This window comes from Thiospirillum jenense (genome assembly GCF_014145225.1).
Lineage (GTDB): Bacteria > Pseudomonadota > Gammaproteobacteria > Chromatiales > Chromatiaceae > Thiospirillum > Thiospirillum jenense.
The window spans coordinates 37,833-54,422 of record NZ_JABVCQ010000004.1 but is presented as its reverse complement, the minus strand read 5'-3'; the positions used below and the strand labels follow the sequence as shown (position 1 = coordinate 54,422).

Sequence of the window (16,590 nt, the reverse complement as noted above, 5' to 3'; positions counted from 1 at the left end):
ATAAAGCGGGTTAAAAGTGTACTAAAGAATGTCATGGCGCAATGCGCATTTTTCAATAGCTAGACGACGTTAAAAGGTTAAAAATTTGAAGTTCATAAAATTCATGATCTCCTCCACTTCGCGGGAAACGTCTTCCATAATTGCCGCTGTTTCACCACTAAATAACTTGCCCATGACCATGCCGTTATTCATCGCAATCAATACCTCACCCCGACTATTTTCATACACCGCAATGCCTTTGGGCATCATCGCCGCTAATGATTTGCGGGCGTCATCTTTTAACATCGCCGACGCATAGTGACCGCTGCAATACTTAATAATTGCCATCCGCCCAATTGGTTGGCCACCGTGTGCAATGGCTTCAGCATTCTGGTCATAGACTTCAACCACATGCCAACGTGGGCTGGCGGCAATGCGTTCTTGAATTATTCGTACCGTCTTATCAAAATCATACGGGCTGTGTACTTCTTTAATTAACAATTGTGGCACTGCCAGATTAATTGTAATACCGGTGAATAAAATACCCAGCAAAAAACCACCGACTAACAATAACGCTTTTTTGGGTGCGTTCATCTTCTAACCTTCCTGTACGCAAATGGTGCGCCGCCGCACCTGTTGGAGTGTTTCAACAAAAACTAGACTAATAACTGTAATGGTGATGCTCAATAATCCAATAGAAACGACCGCGTAAAATGGCTCGCGGGTGATTTGATAGGCGACCAAAGAGGCAATGGTGATGGCATCAAGTGGAAAAGTAAATGCCCACCATGACACAAAAAATTTCAACCGCCAAAAACTGTTGACCATAAATAACAATAGAATGGTGAAAAAATACCCAATGAATAATAAAAAGTGCGCCATCAAATCAAAATTATGCGCAATGCGCAGGTAAGAAATAAACCCAACGGCGGGCGGTGCGATAAAAATAAACAGCGTTGGAATAAACTTATCAGCCAGTTGGTGATGAAAAACAATGCGATATAATACGATAGTCAGCAGAATGATCCAAAAGAAAATGCCAACGACAAAGAAAAAGGTGGCAATGGTGCTGCCAACTAAATCAACGCCCACAATGGGAATAATCACATTCCCAACAATGGGAATAAACCAGGCGGGATTGGCGTGTTGGATTTCAAAGTTGCGTTTAATCCAATAGCTGAAAATATAAAAGGTGAACAGAGCATGGAGCGTTGCACCAATAAACCACAACGGGATGGCTAACATCGGCAAATAACTATAATAGCCAATGCTCAGTAGTAGTAGTGAAATTGATACGGTGGGAAAAAAGTGCATTCGGATTGGATGAAAAAAGTCAGAGACGACCACATCAGGATGATGCCACCATTTCAACCCGTATAAAACCGTTAAAGTGATAAATAACAGTGTGGTTGCTACTAAAAGGCTTTGAAAAAATAGCGGTGATCCACCAAACAAATGGTAAACCTTTTCTAATGCAATTGCTAAACCAGTTAAACCCATGACCATTGCAAATAATGTAATTGGAAAGTGCGGCAGACGCATTGATGCAACATCTTCAGTCAGCATTGTTTGAGCTGGCTGCCGATCATGAGTTTCTATAGTCGTGGACATGTCAGGATACCTAAAAGTTAACACATGTTTTGCAATAGCATAGGGCGCTTTTATCATTCGCGCATTGATAAATCGCTATTTGGCCAGCGGTGCAAGCTGACCCATTGTTGTTACTTGTCATTAAAATGCCGCACTGTGAATGCGCTATTAATGATAATTTCTCACAGCGCTTACAAGGAGAATACGAGAATAAAAACGCGCTCAATTTATTTGAACCACACGCTGCACCTTTAATAACCCATCATAATCACCATTCACCGCCACTTGATAACCGCGCACCGTGTGACGCATCACCGCGACCTGATCTTCATACCACAATGGAATCACGGGTAAGTCAGTTAATAATTGTTTTTGCAACGCACGGTAGTGCGCTGCCTGCGCGGTTTCATTCAATTCCAATTGCCCTTTTTCAATTAAAGCATCGGCGGTGTTATTATGGTAATGACCACGATTAGCGCCCGCCGGTGGCACGGCGGCGCTGTGAAACGCATACCGAAAAATGTCTGGAGTTCGGACTCCCACCCACGTTAATCCATATAATTGAAACCGCCCCGCTTTAATATCCCCAAAGAACGTTCCCCAATCATAACTTTGAATCGTTAATTCAACATTGACTGCCGCTAATTGCGCTTGAATCACTGTCGCCATGCGCAATCGCTGTGGATCACTTGACGTTTTATAACTCAATTTTAATGGATGTGTCGCATCATACCCGGCGGTTGTTAATAATGCCCGCGCCCGCGCTGGATCGTATTGATAACCAATTAACTCCGGCGCGCCCGCCCAATGAGTCGGCGTTAATAATGCCTGCGCTAATTGCGCGTGACCATGCAATAAAAATTGCACCAAAGCAGTGCGATCAACGGCATAAGCGAGTGCTTGGCGTACTTCAAGTGATTTGAGGTGCGGATCGGCTAAGTTCATGCCCAGGTAGGAAAAATTTGCGCCGTGCTCGGTGTGGACGGTCACACCCGGCTGGCGCTTCAGCCATGCCAGCAATTCGGGCGGCAAGTCGTTTTGTAGCAAATCAACCTCACCGCGCAGTAGCTTCATCACCCGCACGTTTGGGTCTTTAACTGTAATAAATTCAAATACTTGCCCATCGCTGCGCCGCTGCAATATTAACCGCCCAGCCGTCGGCCATGCACCAAATTGGAGCGGACCACTGCCAATCGGTTGGTGCGCGAAATCGTGATTTGTCGCCAATTGCACAGCCGGCAAAATCCCAATGCCAAGCAGCGCAGGGAATAGGCGGTCGGGGCGGTGCAAATGGAATATAATTTGCTTATCGTTCAAAACGGCAATGGCGGCAATGTTCGCCAGCGCCGCCCGCTGCGGTGACACGGTCGCCGGATCAAGCACCGAGCGATAAGTTGCAGCGACATCATGCGCGGTCAGGCGCTCACCGTTGCTGAATTGATGCGCGTGCTGCCCGAGGTCAAAACGGTATTGCGTCGGCGTTAATTGCGCCCAAGTGGCGATGCCCGGGACGGGTTGCGAGGCGGCATCGAACTCAATTAATCGTTGATAAATCAAGCGGTTAAGGCGTTCAGAGATGGCGTCGGTGGCGAAGCGCGGATCGAGCAGACGCGGTGTGTCGGCAATACCAAAACGAATAGTGGTGTTATTGACTTGGCTATTGCAACCGAATAAACATCCGCTAATAACGAGCCAATAAACCAGAATAAAACGGCGCCTGCTGGGTGCTTTACCAGTGGTGATACGGATGACGCGCCAAATTAACGTTGTAATAGCGCGAATCATGCGAGACCTCGTTGCCCAGCCAGGGCGGTAAATCAACCACTTGATCGGCAGTTTCTAATTCAATTTCCGCCATTATTAATCCCGCATTTGCACCGCTGAATACGTCAAGGTCCCATAAATCACTGCGATAACGCACCTGATAACGGGTTTTTTCAATCGGTGGTGACACGGTTAAATCACGCAATAATACCTCAGCGTCGGCCACTGGAATGGGGTATTCAAACTCGGCTCGGCTAATGCCGTGCGTAGCGCCTTTAATAGTCAAAAACGCCTGTTGTCCTTTAATACGCACTCGCACCGTTGCATTTTGATGATTGGCTAAATAACCCTGCACCAAGCGCACTTGGGATTCAATCCCACTGCGCCACTCGTCGGTTTCAACTAAGAATTTACGCTCAATTTCAATTGCCATTGTGGTCACATCTTTATGATAAATCCCGCGTGGGATGGTGGATTAAACCAATTGAGTCACGCCCGGCGGGACGGCAGGATTTATTGGTACTGCTGTCCAGCTTATTCGCCAAACAGTTCATCTGACAATGAGAATTAACACAAATACCAAACCAACCACCGCTGCAATCGGTAATAATACCGCTTGCCAATCACCCGCTTGGGCTTTCGGCCCGTGTTGTTGCCAATTTTTCGCTGCCGGCCATAACATAAAGACAAACATTGCCATGACAATCGCCGCAATAATGTTTAATGCTTCACTCATTCCAATGACTCCTAACCATTCTCAACATGAAAAAAAGCGTTATCATCCTATACTACTAAAACGATAAATACCATGCCAACCCGACCATCACCACCGGAGACGTTCATGCGCTCACAATTCGCGTCAACTCAATTGCCAATTTTGTCATTCACTGAGGCAGACCATGCGCAATTTGAACAATTACTTACCGCTCCAGTGCCACAGGCAATCATTCAATTGCGCACGATGATAACGCATTCGACGCAACAATTATCTACCGCATTCGATCAGGGCGTCGCTATTGATGAATTGGTACGGACGCGCAGTCAATTGATTGACGCAATATTAACCGTTGTTTGGCAACGCTTTATTCCACATTTTCCACCTGCTGCGTTAATTGCCGTTGGTGGGTATGGGCGCGCTGAGTTATTACCCTCGGCTGATATTGATTTACTCATTCTCATCGCCCCTGACAGCCTTGATAGTTTAGCTGATCCAATTAGTTCGTTGCTGACATTTTTATGGGACACCAAATTAGATATAGGTCATGCTGTGCGCACACCGGCTGAATGTCAAGTTCATGCCCGCGATGATGTCACCATTATGACTAATTTAATTGAAGCACGGTTAATTATCGGTCATCAAGCGTTACTTGACCAAATGCGCACCGCTATTGATCCAACGCAATTATGGCCGAGTGATGTATTCTTCGCCGCTAAATGTCGAGAGCAATTAAATCGCTGGCATAAATATGGCGATACGGCGTATAACCTTGAACCAAATATTAAAGAAAATCCGGGCGGACTGCGTGATATTCAAATGATTGGTTGGGTAACTAAACGCCATTTTAATGCAGCGGGCTTGGCTGATTTGGTACAATTGGGTTTTCTCACCACGGCTGAATATCACACATTAAGCGATGGTCAAGCGTTATTATGGCGTATTCGTTTTGCATTACATCGCCTCGCCGGGCGCCGTGAAGATCGTTTATTATTTGATTATCAACGGACATTGGCAACGCAATTTGGGTTTGCGGATGGACCAAATAATCTTGCCGTCGAACAATTCATGCAGCAGTATTACCGCACCGTGATTGAACTGAATCGCCTCAATGAAATGCTGCTACAATTCTTTCAAGAAGCCATTTTGCTCCACGCCGATATTGGTGCCCCGCAACCCATTAACAAACGCTTTCAAATTTGCAGTGGTTATTTGGAAGTCAGTCACGAACGAGTCTTTGCACAATTCCCCTTTGCTTTATTGGAGTTATTTCATTTATTACAATTGCATCCTGAGTTAATTGGTGTGCGTGCCAGCACCATTCGGTTAATTCGGGAAAATTGCCACCGTATTGATGATGAGTTCCGTGAAGATATTCGCGCCCGCAGTTTGTTTATGGAAATTTTACGCTCGCCCAATGGGTTAACCCGAGTATTAACGCGCATGAATCGCTATGGAGTGCTTGCCAAGTATATTCCCGCATTTGCCAATATTGTTGGGCGAATGCAATACGATTTATTTCATGTCTATACGGTGGATGAACATACGCTGCGCGTGGTGCGCAATTTACGGCGCTTTAGCGTTCCCGATTGTGACCATGAATTCCCATTATGCAGCGCCATTACGCGGCGCATTCCCAAACGGGAATTACTCTATCTATCTGGTTTATTTCATGACATTGCCAAAGGCCGCGGTGGCGATCATTCGCAATTAGGCGCCCGAGATGCGTGGGAGTTTTGTCAATTGCATCATTTAAGTGAATATGATAGCCACCTGGTCATGTGGTTAATTGAAAGTCATTTAATCATGTCATTAACGGCCCAGCACAAAGATATTCGTGATCCTGAAGTGATTCAACAATTCGCTGCGCTGGTGGGAGATGTCAATCGTTTAGATTATTTATATTTGCTCACGGTAGCCGATGCCCGCGCCACCAATCCCAAACGCTGGAATTCGTGGAATGATGCACTCTTGCGTGAATTATATTTGAATACCCGCCAAGCCTTAGAGCGTGGCTTAGATAATCCGCAAGCGCAAGATGAATTGATTGAAGAAAAACAAGCAGAAGCTATGCGGATTTTGGGGCGTCAGGGGATTGAAGCTGAACAATGCCGGTCGCTGTGGCGGCAATTAAATATTGAATTCTTTGCATCCAGTTCACCCGAAGATATTGCCTGGCAAACGCAACAAGTTTTATACGGACAACAGCATGGTTTACCATTGGTCGCTATTCGTCCCTTGCCCGAACGGAGTTGTAGCGAAATCTTTACTTATGCTGCCAGTGATCGCAATTTATTTGCATGTACAACCGCACTATTAGATCGGCGCCATTTTAATATCATGGATGCGCGGATTATTACCACCGCCGATCAGATGGCAATTAACAGTTTTCAGATTTTGACAATGGATGGCGAACCACTGGCAGTTGGTCAAGAGAGTGATAACCTAAGCGCATCTTTATACCGCGAATTATGTGATTTGAATGACGGTTGCATTGAAGTTGCACGCCGTCTGCCGCGAGAACATCGCCATTTTTCCATTGCAACACGCATGAGTTTTACAGCCGATCCAATTAAAAACCGTACCATTATGCGGTTAGTGACGCTCGACCGCCCCGGTCTATTAGCACAATTGGGAATGATCTTTGCCCACTGTGATATTCGCTTGCAAGGTGCTAAAATTGCCACCATTGGCGCTGAAGTAGATGATGTCTTTTTTATCACGACGCCCACTGCCGCGCCAATTGAATCCGATCAGATTTTAACGTGTTTGCAACAAGAAATTTATCGTCAGTTAGAGCAATCTGCGCATTAACAATCATTAGGTTGAAAGCATTATGCGTATTGTCAACGTATTGAAATTAAATAGACTCCAGTGGTGTATTCATATCAATTGGCTGGTGTTCATGTTGGTTATGAGCAACGCCGTCGCTTCTGAACAACAGTCGGTCACTATTCCCGCCGCCCTGCCGCCGCCGGCAGCGCCTGTACCTTCCCCCCCACCGAGCAATGCACCGCTGGAATTCCCCGATCACTGGCTAGATGAGGTGCGTATCCAACGTGATGCGTTAGCGCAACAGCGGCAAGCATTGCACGATGAGCGGCGAAGACGGCGTGAACAGTGGAATCAGGCGCAGGCACAGCGGTTGCAATCGGCGCATGCGCAGCGCCGGCAGCAATTGCACGAGCGACTTGATGAGGATTATTTGCTTAGAAACCACCCGTTGTATGGCGGCTACATACCCTGGTTACGCGAGACTCCATCGGGGTTGAGCGCTCCGCTATCTGAGGCTACGGCACCCTTTGATGGTAAAAATACAACACTGTCGCCTGCTGCTGACAGTGCCTTGACAGCGCCAGTTCCTTACCCACCGGCGCCGCCTGGCTGGGACAAGGGTTGGTATTATCGCGGCTGGTAGTGCCACTACTTTGTCAAAATAACTCTATGAATCAATATCTTAAACAACTGCAACCCTATCCGTTCGCTAAACTCGCCGCGCTCCAGCAGGGCGTAACGCCACCGCCAAACTTAACACCAATTGTACTATCCATCGGTGAACCGACGCAGCCAACGCCTGCTGTGGTAACAGAAACACTCTGTGCGAATTTACAACACTTGTCCACTTATCCCAACACACGCGGTTTGTTGGCGTTGCGCGAGGCAATTGCGGCGTGGCTGTGCTGGCGGTTTGCATTACCGACCAGCGTATTAAATCCTAATCAACATATTTTGCCAGTGAATGGCACTCGTGAAGCATTATTTGCTATTGCACAAACAATTATTAACCCGCAGCATTCTCATCGCCCACCGCGTGTCATAATGCCCAATCCGTTTTATCAAATTTATGAGGGTGCGGCATTACTAGCTGGTGCGCAACCGTATTATTTGAATTGCACAGCGCAATCGGGTTTTATTCCAGATTTCGCTGCTGTGCCAGAAGAAGTTTGGCGGGATTGTCAATTATTATATCTATGTTCACCGGGCAATCCCACCGGTGCCGTATTCAGTTTAGATCAGTTAAAAATGCTCATTACATTAGCCCAGCAATACGATTTTGTTATTGCAGCTGATGAGTGTTATTCTGAGTTATATCCACATGAAGATCAACCGCCATCGGGGTTATTACAAGCGGCAATGGCATTGGGATTAGATGACTTCCGCCGTTGTTTAGTATTTCACAGTTTATCTAAACGCTCGAATGCCCCGGGATTGCGGTCAGGGTTTGTCGCGGGTGATGCTCAATTAATTGCGCAGTTTTTTAATTATCGCACCTATCACGGCTGTGCTATGCCATTGCATCATCAATACGCCAGCATGGCGGCATGGCGAGATGAAACGCATGTCATTGCTAATCGTGCAGAGTATCGCGCCAAGTTCACTGCCGTATTATCTGAACTAAACGGCGTATTAAATTGTGCGCAGCCAGACGGTGGGTTTTATTTGTGGGTTGCCACGCCAATGAATGATACGATATTTGCGCGTGAATTATTTGCCACGCAACATGTCACGGTATTACCGGGGCAGTTTTTATCCCGCCCGAATGAAGCGAGTATTAATCCCGGCAATGGTTATGTGCGCATTGCTTTAGTTGCACCACTTGCTGACTGTATTGAAGCGGCAAAGCGTTTGCGGCAATATCTCGCCGCATTGTGAAGCGCATTCATTAATAGACTGCGTCACTCAATTGTGCAAAACATCATTAGATAAACGCTCTCTGAAAACCATCTGCACCCTGCATTTTATTCAACTTTAATAGCGGTTTTTAGCATTTCATCGTCAGGCATAGTGGGTGTTTAATCATCCCAACTACGCGCCAGGGCGACAGCGTTCAATTATTTGCATTAATAGTGCCTGTACTGCGTTAATTGATTTAGTCTGTGCTGAATAATGATTTCACCGCCGGGGCTTTATTCAATAAATTTGCAATCTCAGCCTGTTTGATTTGCCACTCTGCGCGTAATGGTGCTAATCCCATTGACTCAATCAATCGCATGATTGACGCCGTATCCGTGTAATGGGCAACCAATTGTGTTTGCTTCATTTAATAGACGGCACAAATCAACGAAATACAGGTGGGTAGCTATTCAGTTTTTTAATCTAATCAATGCCATTTAATTACCAGTTCAGCGGGAGTTCTGATGCTGGCGATCACATACAACCGTGATTCAAGCGGCGCGGTTGGATTGGATTAGCAACCCAACCAAACGAAGTCGAGTTGCTATCCAGTATTCAATCAAATTTATTGATTATTTGATTCAGGAGTGATGGTGGGTTCATGGTCTATAACAATTGACGATTCGGTGTCAGCAGAAATAGGAGGCCCATCATAGCTGAGGCGGCGTAATTGCTGCGAATCGGCATGAACTAATTGGCCGTTGACTTCAGCGCCCATTGCCATTTCTAATAAGCGGTAATACACGGTGCCGGTAATGCGGGCGCCGGGGGCTAATTCAAGACGTTCGCCGGCATATACATCACCATGAATCCGTCCGTTAATAATTAAATTATCTACGCGAATCTCACCGACTATTTCGCCCTGATCGCTTAAAGTAAGCGTTGCCAGCGTATCGGCAATACCATTAATATTGCCGTGGACCACGCCATCAACATGTAAGCCAGCGGCAAATAAAATATCCCCTTTAATCAGTGTACCAGGGCCAATAACCGTCACAATTTTTGGTGGTTTGAATTTGCGGGTGCTTGCCATGCCTATACACTCTTATTGTTCGTCTGTAGGGAGTTCATCAGACCATACCCATTTGAATAACTGTTGGGTGCCACCAATACGCCGGTCATGCGGTATTGCCATGACTAATATTTCATCTGGAATAAATCCTACCGGTAAGGTTAGTCGCCCTTCAACTAATTGAAACCGTCGAAAACGAATACGGTGTGCCGTACGTTCACCTTGCGTTAATTCAGCTAAACTGAGGTAACGTTCTTGACCATCTAAGCGCCCGCGTACCTGCAACACCAATTCACCTTCTAATGGCTCTTCATCGATGCGCGGTTGTGTTAAAGAAATTTGCATTTGATAATTGACACTATTATTTGCGCGGCGAATTAACACAGGTGGGGTAATGGTTATAGGGCCAGCAATGGGGTCTAATAAGCGGCGTAATTCATCAATTTGCCGCCGTAAATTAGCGGTTTCATTCTGCAATGCCGTGACTTGCGTCTGTGCCTGATACGCCGCTTGGCGATGTTTTTCAGCCCGCGCTTTCAGCGGTTCAATGGCCGCTTGCACCTGATCACGTTCAGCAGTTAATTCCAGGTTCACTTCGTTTAACTGGGTAATTTTTAGCGCCGCTGCATCAGCATGAAATATTACACTGGCGCGCCCACGTTCATAAATAAACCACGTCCAAACAGTTAATGCTATAATCGTCACTGTAATGACTACCGGCCGCAAATTGCGCCGGTCTTTTACAATCAGTGGCGATACAACACGTCGTACTTTGATTTCTCTCATATCGCTGCTTTTGAATAGCACAAGTTTTAATCAGAAGGGTGTTGCCGACTAGACTAATTGATTTTAGCCAAGTTGTCATTATCACACGCGGGTTAAGTGTGCCACTACCCGATAGGTATCTTCCTCTAACCATTTGATAAACAAAGTAAATTTAAGCATCATGTCCAGCGACTGGCTAATCATGCTAAATTTCACCTGTACTTTGGCCAACTCCCTGCCGGCATGTATTCAAATTGCCACACCAAATCAGGAAAGAGTTTTAACTCAACCCGCGTCGGGGTCACTCGATCAGTGTCAATTGGCGGGGGGCAAGCCGCGTTGTGCGCATTCGTATTGTGCAGACTAATACCCGTTGAACTTGAAAAGATTGTTAATCCATGTCACTCAATTCTATTACCGAGATCATTGCTGAACTCCGTGCCGGACGCATGGTCATTATCATGGATGATGAAGACCGCGAAAACGAAGGCGATTTATTACTCGCCGCCGATTGCGTCACGCCAGAAGCGATTAACTTTATGGCCAAATACGGGCGCGGGTTAATTTGTTTAACTTTGAGTAAAACCCGTTGTGAACGCCTGCGTTTACCGTTAATGGTGAATGATAATCACGCCCCGCATTCCACCGCCTTCACCGTGTCAATTGAAGCGGCACAGGGCGTCACCACTGGCATCTCCGCCGCCGACCGCGCCCACACCGTGCGCACCGCTGTTGCAGAAAACGCAAAACCCGCCGATCTGGTGCAACCCGGCCACATTTTCCCGCTCATGGCACAACCTGGCGGCGTGTTGGTGCGTGCCGGCCACACCGAAGCCGGCTGCGACTTGGCACGGCTGGCCGGCTTTGAACCGGCGGCCGTGATTGTCGAAATTCTCAACGAAGACGGTAGCATGGCGCGCCGCCCCGATTTGGAGCGCTTCGCCGCCACGCACGGGTTGAAAATCGGCACCATCGCCGACCTGATCCAATACCGCGTCGCCAACGAAAAGGCGATTTTCCGCGAAGAACGCTGCCAATTACCCACCAGTTTCGGCACTTTCCAAGTCACCGCCTACCGCGACACCATTGACCGCGACATCCATTTGGCTTTGACACTCGGCGACATCCGCCCCGAGCGCCCAACATTGGTGCGCGTCCATTTGCAAAATACCCTCTGTGACTTATTTGCCACACAACACGCCAACTGCGGCTGGCCGCTGCGCTCGGTGATGGAACAAATCGCCCGCGTCGGCGAGGGCGTGATCGTCGTGTTGCGCAACCGCGACAGTGGCGCAGACATCCTCGCCCGCTTGCGTCAATTGGAAAGCTGCGAGCGCGAGCGCAATAATCAACCACCGGCCCTGCGCACTGACCGCAACGAATTGCGTACTTACGGCTTGGGCGCGCAGATTCTTGCCGACTTGGGCGTCCGCAAAATGCGCGTAATGAGCGCCCCCCGCGCCATGCACGGCATTTCTGGATTTGATTTAGAAGTAGTGGAATACGTCACCAGCGTTTAATCATTTTTCATTATTATCACGGACATTACAGCTATGATTCACACCCTCGAAGGCGCGCTCGTTGTTAATTCGGTTCAATTCGCGTTGGTGATTAGCCGCTGGAATAGTTTTATTGTAGATAGTTTAGAAAAGGGCGCATTAGATGCACTGCGACGGCATGGCGTCAATGACGATCAATTAACGATTGTGCGCGTCCCGGGCGCTTTTGAAATGCCCGTCACCGCCGCCCGCTTGGCTGCCACTCAACGCTATTCCGCCATTATTGCATTAGGCGCCGTCATTCGCGGTGGCACCCCGCATTTTGAATACGTTGCCAATGAATGCGTTAAAGGATTAGCGCAGGTCAGTTTAACCCACGCATTGCCCGTCACCTTTGGTGTATTAACAGTAGATAACATTGAACAGGCAATTGAACGGGCGGGAACTAAAGCCGGTAATAAGGGCGCGGAAGCGGCGTTGTCAGCATTAGAAATGGTTGATTTATTTCGCCAACTTGAGTCTGTTCAATAATGGCTAAACCCCGCACTCAAGCGCGCCGCTATGCCGTGCTGGCGCTGTATCAATGGCATTTAATGGGTGAAACGCCCGTTCAAATTGCCCAGCAGTTTTATGATGATCCGCAATGGATCGCGGCATTAGAAGAAGAATTGCGTGATGCGCCCGCCGATCATTCAGAGTGTTCAAATGACAAGGGCGGCAGCGCACATCCAGAATACGCGGTGCAATTATTCGACAGTCTATTGCGCGGCGTCCCGGAGCAAATCGAAGCGATTGATAACGCATTGCAACCGGCACTAGATCGGTCATTAAAAAGCATTGATCCGGTCGAGCGCGTTATTCTCAGCATCGGCGTATATGAATTATTATTTAGCCCGGAATTACCCGCCGCTGTCGTGATTAATGAAGCAGTAGATTTGGCAAAGCTGTTTGGCGCAGAACAGGGGCATCGTTATATTAACGGCGTATTAGATCGCGTCGCCAGGCAAATGCGCAAGGCATGAATTTGAATGAAAAATTGAATAACGAACAATGACCATGCAATCCGAATTTGACCTAATTCGTGCTTATTTCACTGGATTGGGGGCGACACGCGCTGATGTGGCGCTCGACATCGGCGACGACTGCGCCCTACTGCGCCCGCCGGCGGGACACGAATTAGCCGTCAGCATCGACACATTGGTCGCAGATGTGCATTTTTTTGCCGATTGCGACCCGCTGGCGCTCGGTTATAAGGCGTTAGCGGTCAATTTGAGCGATTTAGCCGCCTGCGGGGCAACGCCGGCGTGGGTGACATTGGCGCTGACCGTGCCGCAGTTTGACGCTGACTGGTTGCGCAATTTTGCTAGAGGATTCAATGACTTAGCTGTCGAACACGGCGTTCGATTAATCGGCGGTGACACCACTCGCGGCCCGCTGACCATCACCGTTCAAGCGCACGGTTTCGTGCCAATTGGGCAGGGTTTGCGCCGTTCTGGGGCAAAACCGGGCGATTTAATCGTCGTCAGCGGCAGTTTGGGCGGCGCGGGATTGGCGTTACGGCAATTAAAACTCAAGCGCGCTGACCCGAGCGCCCCGTCACCATTGCCCGCTTTATTAAACCGATTAGAACGTCCAATACCGCGCCTCGCACTCGGTCAATTATTACGCGGTCAAGCCAGCGCGGCAATTGATTTGTCGGATGGATTAGCCGCTGATGTGGGACATTTATTAACGGCAAGTCATTGCGGGGCGATGATTGAACTCGCGCAATTACCATTAGATCAACCGGTTGCTGCGGTCATTGCGGCGACGAATGAATGGGAATTGGCCGTGGCGAGTGGAGATGATTATGAACTGTGTTTTACTTTACCGCTAGAGCGATTAAATCAATTAACGCAATATGCAAACATGGCGGCGTGTCCATTAACCGTCATTGGTTATGTCGAGCGTCAGCCGGGGATTCGCTGGCACCAGCCGAATGGACAGAGTTGGCAACCGGAACGGTCGGGCTACGATCATTTCGGCAATGAAGCGTGATTTAATCAATTGGTTTATCGGTTTGCCGCAATTCATTTATCCACGCCGTAAAGATTTGTGACTCACGCGGCAGCATCGCGTAATCACACGCCGCCATAAAAGCACCATCGCTGCAACTATCACCAATTCCAATAGTCAATAGCTCGCCCCAGTCGCGGGTGAATTGTTCAATTAAATAACGCACCGCATGAACCTTATCTAATGCTCGCGGCAATACGGCGAGGTTATTATCATTACGATGCACCTGATAAGTATTAGAGCGCTCGGCTACCCAGGGAATAAAGATCGCCTGTTCTAATAAATCTAAATGCTGCATCTGCTCTTCAACATGTTTCGCAACCACAAATAGCGGTATATCGAAATCTTGAATATAACGCAGGCGCAGTGACAAGTTATTAGCCGTGATCCATTGCTGCGCCAGCGTGATCAATTGCCGTAAATCCGCTTCAGTCGCTTGTGCAATGGAATGCGTTCGTGCTAACCAATTTTCATCAGGCTGCCCATTTTCATTTAAAACAACGGCGCCAAAATCAATGATTTGATAATGATGAAAGGGTAATAACACACAGCGCAGGGCAGTTAAATCCCGCGCCGTGGTGGGGATGAGCAGTGTTTGTTCGTTATTAAAACAATGCCACAACATTCGCTGTTTCGCCGTCATCCACGCTTGAATACGCCCGTCAATATGAATCGCTGCCGGGTGCAGCTGTTCATTGACGGGACATTTGCGTTGACTTTGAAACAGCGTGTCATCCAGATCAATAAAAACCGCGATGCGCACGGTATTATATTGAATTGCGGTTAGTTCAATTCAAACTCGGCGGGATTTAGATTCAATTCCATTGCAATTTTGCGCGCCACACGCTTTTCGGTATCATCAAAATTCCCATCCGCCCCGGCAATTGCAATAATCAAGCGCACAATTAAACGCGCTGCGTCATCATTGCCCTTCATTTTTCTAATCGCATCATAGGCCTTAGCCTCACCTAAATCCTTGTCAAATTCAATTTGCGACATCGCGTTTTGGAAGGCTTCAATCAATTCTTTACTGGTGAACACCGAAAGCGCTTCATAGTTTTCAATAAAGTGCATCATCTTCTGTTTTTCATCAGAAGAGACCAGCCTATCCGCCATTGAAATCAGCACCGAACCGCTAATGGCTGCATTCAAAAAATCTTTATTTTTGAACTTGAGTGCTTCGGTTTTTAATTCGCCAGCCTTTTGTTTCAAATTATTGAGAAAGTCTTGAAAACTCATGGTTAATTGACCTCGGTAGTTGATGGGTTAAGTATTGCAGCAAACCCAACTATAGCATAGTACGGTTGGTGGTGTAAAAGATGTTCAATAGCATTATGCGCGCACCATTTATTTTGAACCGCGTGTCCATTGCAACTGCCAATGATACGCCTGATCCACTTCACGATGACCGCGAAAGTATTCAACCAATTTGGTAATTTTAATTTCACCGCGTTGGTTTTCTAACATGGCAATGGCACACATCGGTTGATCGTTACGCGCCGAATCTAAACGAATTTCTATTTCAGGTTGACGCGGCGTTTTAATCGTAATACGCGCATTTGCCTCAGCCCAATTTGGCGTCCCTTCATAGATAAACGCATACACGAGAATACGTTGAATCCGCTCCCAGTATTGCCCGTTAATCCGCAGATTTTCACCTTCACTGCGCGCACCAGTGCGATCATCCGCATCCAGTGCAATATAGGGCGGCGCATGATAATTGCCAAAGGTATTACCCAGAGCTTGTACCGCGCTGCGTTCACCGCTGGTTAATTCAAATAAACAGCCCAAATCCAAATCAATATGATTGGCGCGTGATCCGCCAAAAAAACTTGTTTTAGCCGGCGCACCATTACGCATTGTCCAATTCAAATTAACCACTAATTCGCCGTGATCCGCTTGATTTTGTTTAGCGAGTGAAACGCTATTGCCGCGTTTTTCTAATGTGATCTTATTGAGATTCACTGGAGAAGGCGGCGGGGGCGCTGCAGGTTTTGGTGGCGTTGATTCAGCCGCCACACTACCGCCAAAATGTTTCACTAATGCTTCTAAACCGCCATTAAAACCCTGCCCTAAAGCACAGGTGCGCCATACACCATCTTTGCGGTAAATTTCTAATAACATTAACGCACGTTCTTGGGCAAAATCATTGCCTTTGAATGCAAAACACGCCGTTTCGCGGCCGCCATCTAATAGCCGAACTTGACCGGTGTTAATTTGCGACATAGCGCCATTACTTTCCAATGCCGCCGTGATGGTGAGGCGTTCAATTGTCGCGGGCAACCGGCTTAAATCAATTGCAAAACCCGCCATATCACCCGCCGGCGTTTCTAATCGCACTCCACCACAGGGCGTGGTCGGTTGATTAAAAAAGGTCATGTAACGTTCATCTGCCAATTTGCCATTGGCATCTAAACCAAAACATGCAAAGTCAATCACCAAATGCGGTGCGTTAATTGAGATACCCAGCGTTAATTTTTGACCATTGGGAATTAAATCGGCAATTTTGGCTCGTTGACCACGCGACAATTGCATAA

The 16,590-nt window shown here is 47.5% G+C and carries 18 protein-coding genes; 7 read left to right on the top strand and 11 right to left on the bottom strand.

Features of this window, described 5'->3' with window-relative positions; all coding sequences use genetic code 11:
* Positions 1-69: 69 nt before the first annotated feature.
* The 5 genes from HUK38_RS02530 to HUK38_RS02510 all read right to left on the bottom strand — a co-directional run bounded on the left by HUK38_RS02530 (position 70) and on the right by HUK38_RS02510 (position 4,069).
* The gene (locus HUK38_RS02530; protein ID WP_182582218.1) at positions 70-573 is read right to left on the bottom strand and encodes a DUF302 domain-containing protein; all 504 of its coding nucleotides are present in this window, start codon (positions 571-573) and stop codon (positions 70-72) included.
* A 3-nt stretch (positions 574-576) separates the two neighbouring features.
* Complete coding sequence (locus tag HUK38_RS02525; RefSeq protein ID WP_182582217.1) at positions 577-1,590, bottom strand: SLAC1 anion channel family protein; 1,014 nt, start codon at positions 1,588-1,590, stop codon at positions 577-579.
* A gap of 201 nt (positions 1,591-1,791) precedes the next feature.
* Complete coding sequence (locus tag HUK38_RS02520; protein WP_182582216.1) at positions 1,792-3,354, bottom strand: ABC transporter substrate-binding protein; 1,563 nt, start codon at positions 3,352-3,354, stop codon at positions 1,792-1,794.
* Positions 3,299-3,766, bottom strand: coding sequence for a CYTH domain-containing protein (locus HUK38_RS02515; protein ID WP_182582215.1), 468 nt, complete (start codon positions 3,764-3,766; stop codon positions 3,299-3,301). The genes HUK38_RS02520 and HUK38_RS02515 overlap by 56 nt, the downstream gene beginning before the upstream one ends.
* 117 nt (positions 3,767-3,883) lie before the next feature.
* Complete coding sequence (locus HUK38_RS02510) at positions 3,884-4,069, bottom strand: hypothetical protein (RefSeq protein WP_182582214.1); 186 nt, start codon at positions 4,067-4,069, stop codon at positions 3,884-3,886.
* A 225-nt stretch (positions 4,070-4,294) separates the two neighbouring features.
* Here HUK38_RS02510 and glnD point away from each other — a divergent pair, with 225 nt between their 5' ends.
* The 3 genes from glnD to dapC are packed head-to-tail and all read left to right on the top strand — an operon-like array spanning position 4,295 to position 8,701.
* On the top strand, positions 4,295-6,862 hold the full coding sequence (glnD, locus tag HUK38_RS02505; protein WP_182582344.1) for a [protein-PII] uridylyltransferase: 2,568 nt from the start codon (positions 4,295-4,297) through the stop codon (positions 6,860-6,862).
* Between the two features lie 22 nt (positions 6,863-6,884).
* Positions 6,885-7,466, top strand: coding sequence for a hypothetical protein (locus tag HUK38_RS02500; RefSeq protein WP_182582213.1), 582 nt, complete (start codon positions 6,885-6,887; stop codon positions 7,464-7,466).
* 26 nt (positions 7,467-7,492) lie between these two features.
* Positions 7,493-8,701, top strand: coding sequence for a succinyldiaminopimelate transaminase (gene dapC, locus HUK38_RS02495; protein WP_182582212.1), 1,209 nt, complete (start codon positions 7,493-7,495; stop codon positions 8,699-8,701).
* A gap of 217 nt (positions 8,702-8,918) precedes the next feature.
* Here the strand turns inward: dapC and HUK38_RS02490 are convergent, their stop codons facing one another.
* The 3 genes from HUK38_RS02490 to HUK38_RS02480 all read right to left on the bottom strand — a co-directional run bounded on the left by HUK38_RS02490 (position 8,919) and on the right by HUK38_RS02480 (position 10,541).
* Complete coding sequence (locus tag HUK38_RS02490; RefSeq protein ID WP_182582211.1) at positions 8,919-9,089, bottom strand: hypothetical protein; 171 nt, start codon at positions 9,087-9,089, stop codon at positions 8,919-8,921.
* Between the two features lie 198 nt (positions 9,090-9,287).
* Complete coding sequence (locus HUK38_RS02485) at positions 9,288-9,755, bottom strand: bactofilin family protein (RefSeq protein WP_182582210.1); 468 nt, start codon at positions 9,753-9,755, stop codon at positions 9,288-9,290.
* 12 nt (positions 9,756-9,767) lie between these two features.
* Complete coding sequence (locus tag HUK38_RS02480; RefSeq protein ID WP_182582209.1) at positions 9,768-10,541, bottom strand: DUF6776 family protein; 774 nt, start codon at positions 10,539-10,541, stop codon at positions 9,768-9,770.
* A 356-nt stretch (positions 10,542-10,897) separates the two neighbouring features.
* Here HUK38_RS02480 and ribBA point away from each other — a divergent pair, with 356 nt between their 5' ends.
* The 4 genes from ribBA to thiL are packed head-to-tail and all read left to right on the top strand — an operon-like array spanning position 10,898 to position 14,035.
* Positions 10,898-12,019 carry a bifunctional 3,4-dihydroxy-2-butanone-4-phosphate synthase/GTP cyclohydrolase II gene (gene ribBA, locus HUK38_RS02475; RefSeq protein ID WP_182582207.1) on the top strand — a complete coding sequence of 374 codons (1,122 nt, stop codon included), beginning with the start codon at positions 10,898-10,900 and terminating at the stop codon, positions 12,017-12,019.
* Between the two features lie 33 nt (positions 12,020-12,052).
* A complete protein-coding gene (gene ribH / locus HUK38_RS02470) occupies positions 12,053-12,529 on the top strand; it encodes a 6,7-dimethyl-8-ribityllumazine synthase (RefSeq protein WP_182582205.1) in 477 nt (158 codons plus the stop codon).
* Positions 12,529-13,020, top strand: a complete 492-nt coding sequence (gene nusB, locus HUK38_RS02465) for a transcription antitermination factor NusB (RefSeq protein ID WP_182582203.1) — start codon at positions 12,529-12,531, stop codon at positions 13,018-13,020. Before ribH ends, nusB begins: the two co-directional genes overlap by 1 nt.
* 28 nt (positions 13,021-13,048) lie before the next feature.
* Entirely contained in the window at positions 13,049-14,035 is a 987-nt protein-coding gene (gene thiL / locus HUK38_RS02460) for a thiamine-phosphate kinase (RefSeq protein ID WP_182582201.1), read from the top strand.
* A gap of 1 nt (position 14,036) precedes the next feature.
* On the opposite strand, the gene HUK38_RS02455 is transcribed toward thiL, so the two are convergent.
* From HUK38_RS02455 to HUK38_RS02445, 3 genes are all read right to left on the bottom strand, one after another.
* Positions 14,037-14,816 (bottom strand): HAD family hydrolase, encoded by a 780-nt coding sequence (locus HUK38_RS02455; protein ID WP_182582200.1) that lies wholly within the window; start codon positions 14,814-14,816, stop codon positions 14,037-14,039.
* 20 nt (positions 14,817-14,836) lie between these two features.
* A complete protein-coding gene (locus HUK38_RS02450; RefSeq protein WP_182582199.1) occupies positions 14,837-15,292 on the bottom strand; it encodes a tellurite resistance TerB family protein in 456 nt (151 codons plus the stop codon).
* A gap of 108 nt (positions 15,293-15,400) precedes the next feature.
* Positions 15,401-16,588 carry a TerD family protein gene (locus tag HUK38_RS02445; RefSeq protein ID WP_182582198.1) on the bottom strand — a complete coding sequence of 396 codons (1,188 nt, stop codon included), beginning with the start codon at positions 16,586-16,588 and terminating at the stop codon, positions 15,401-15,403.
* Between the last annotated feature and the right edge of the window lie 2 nt (positions 16,589-16,590).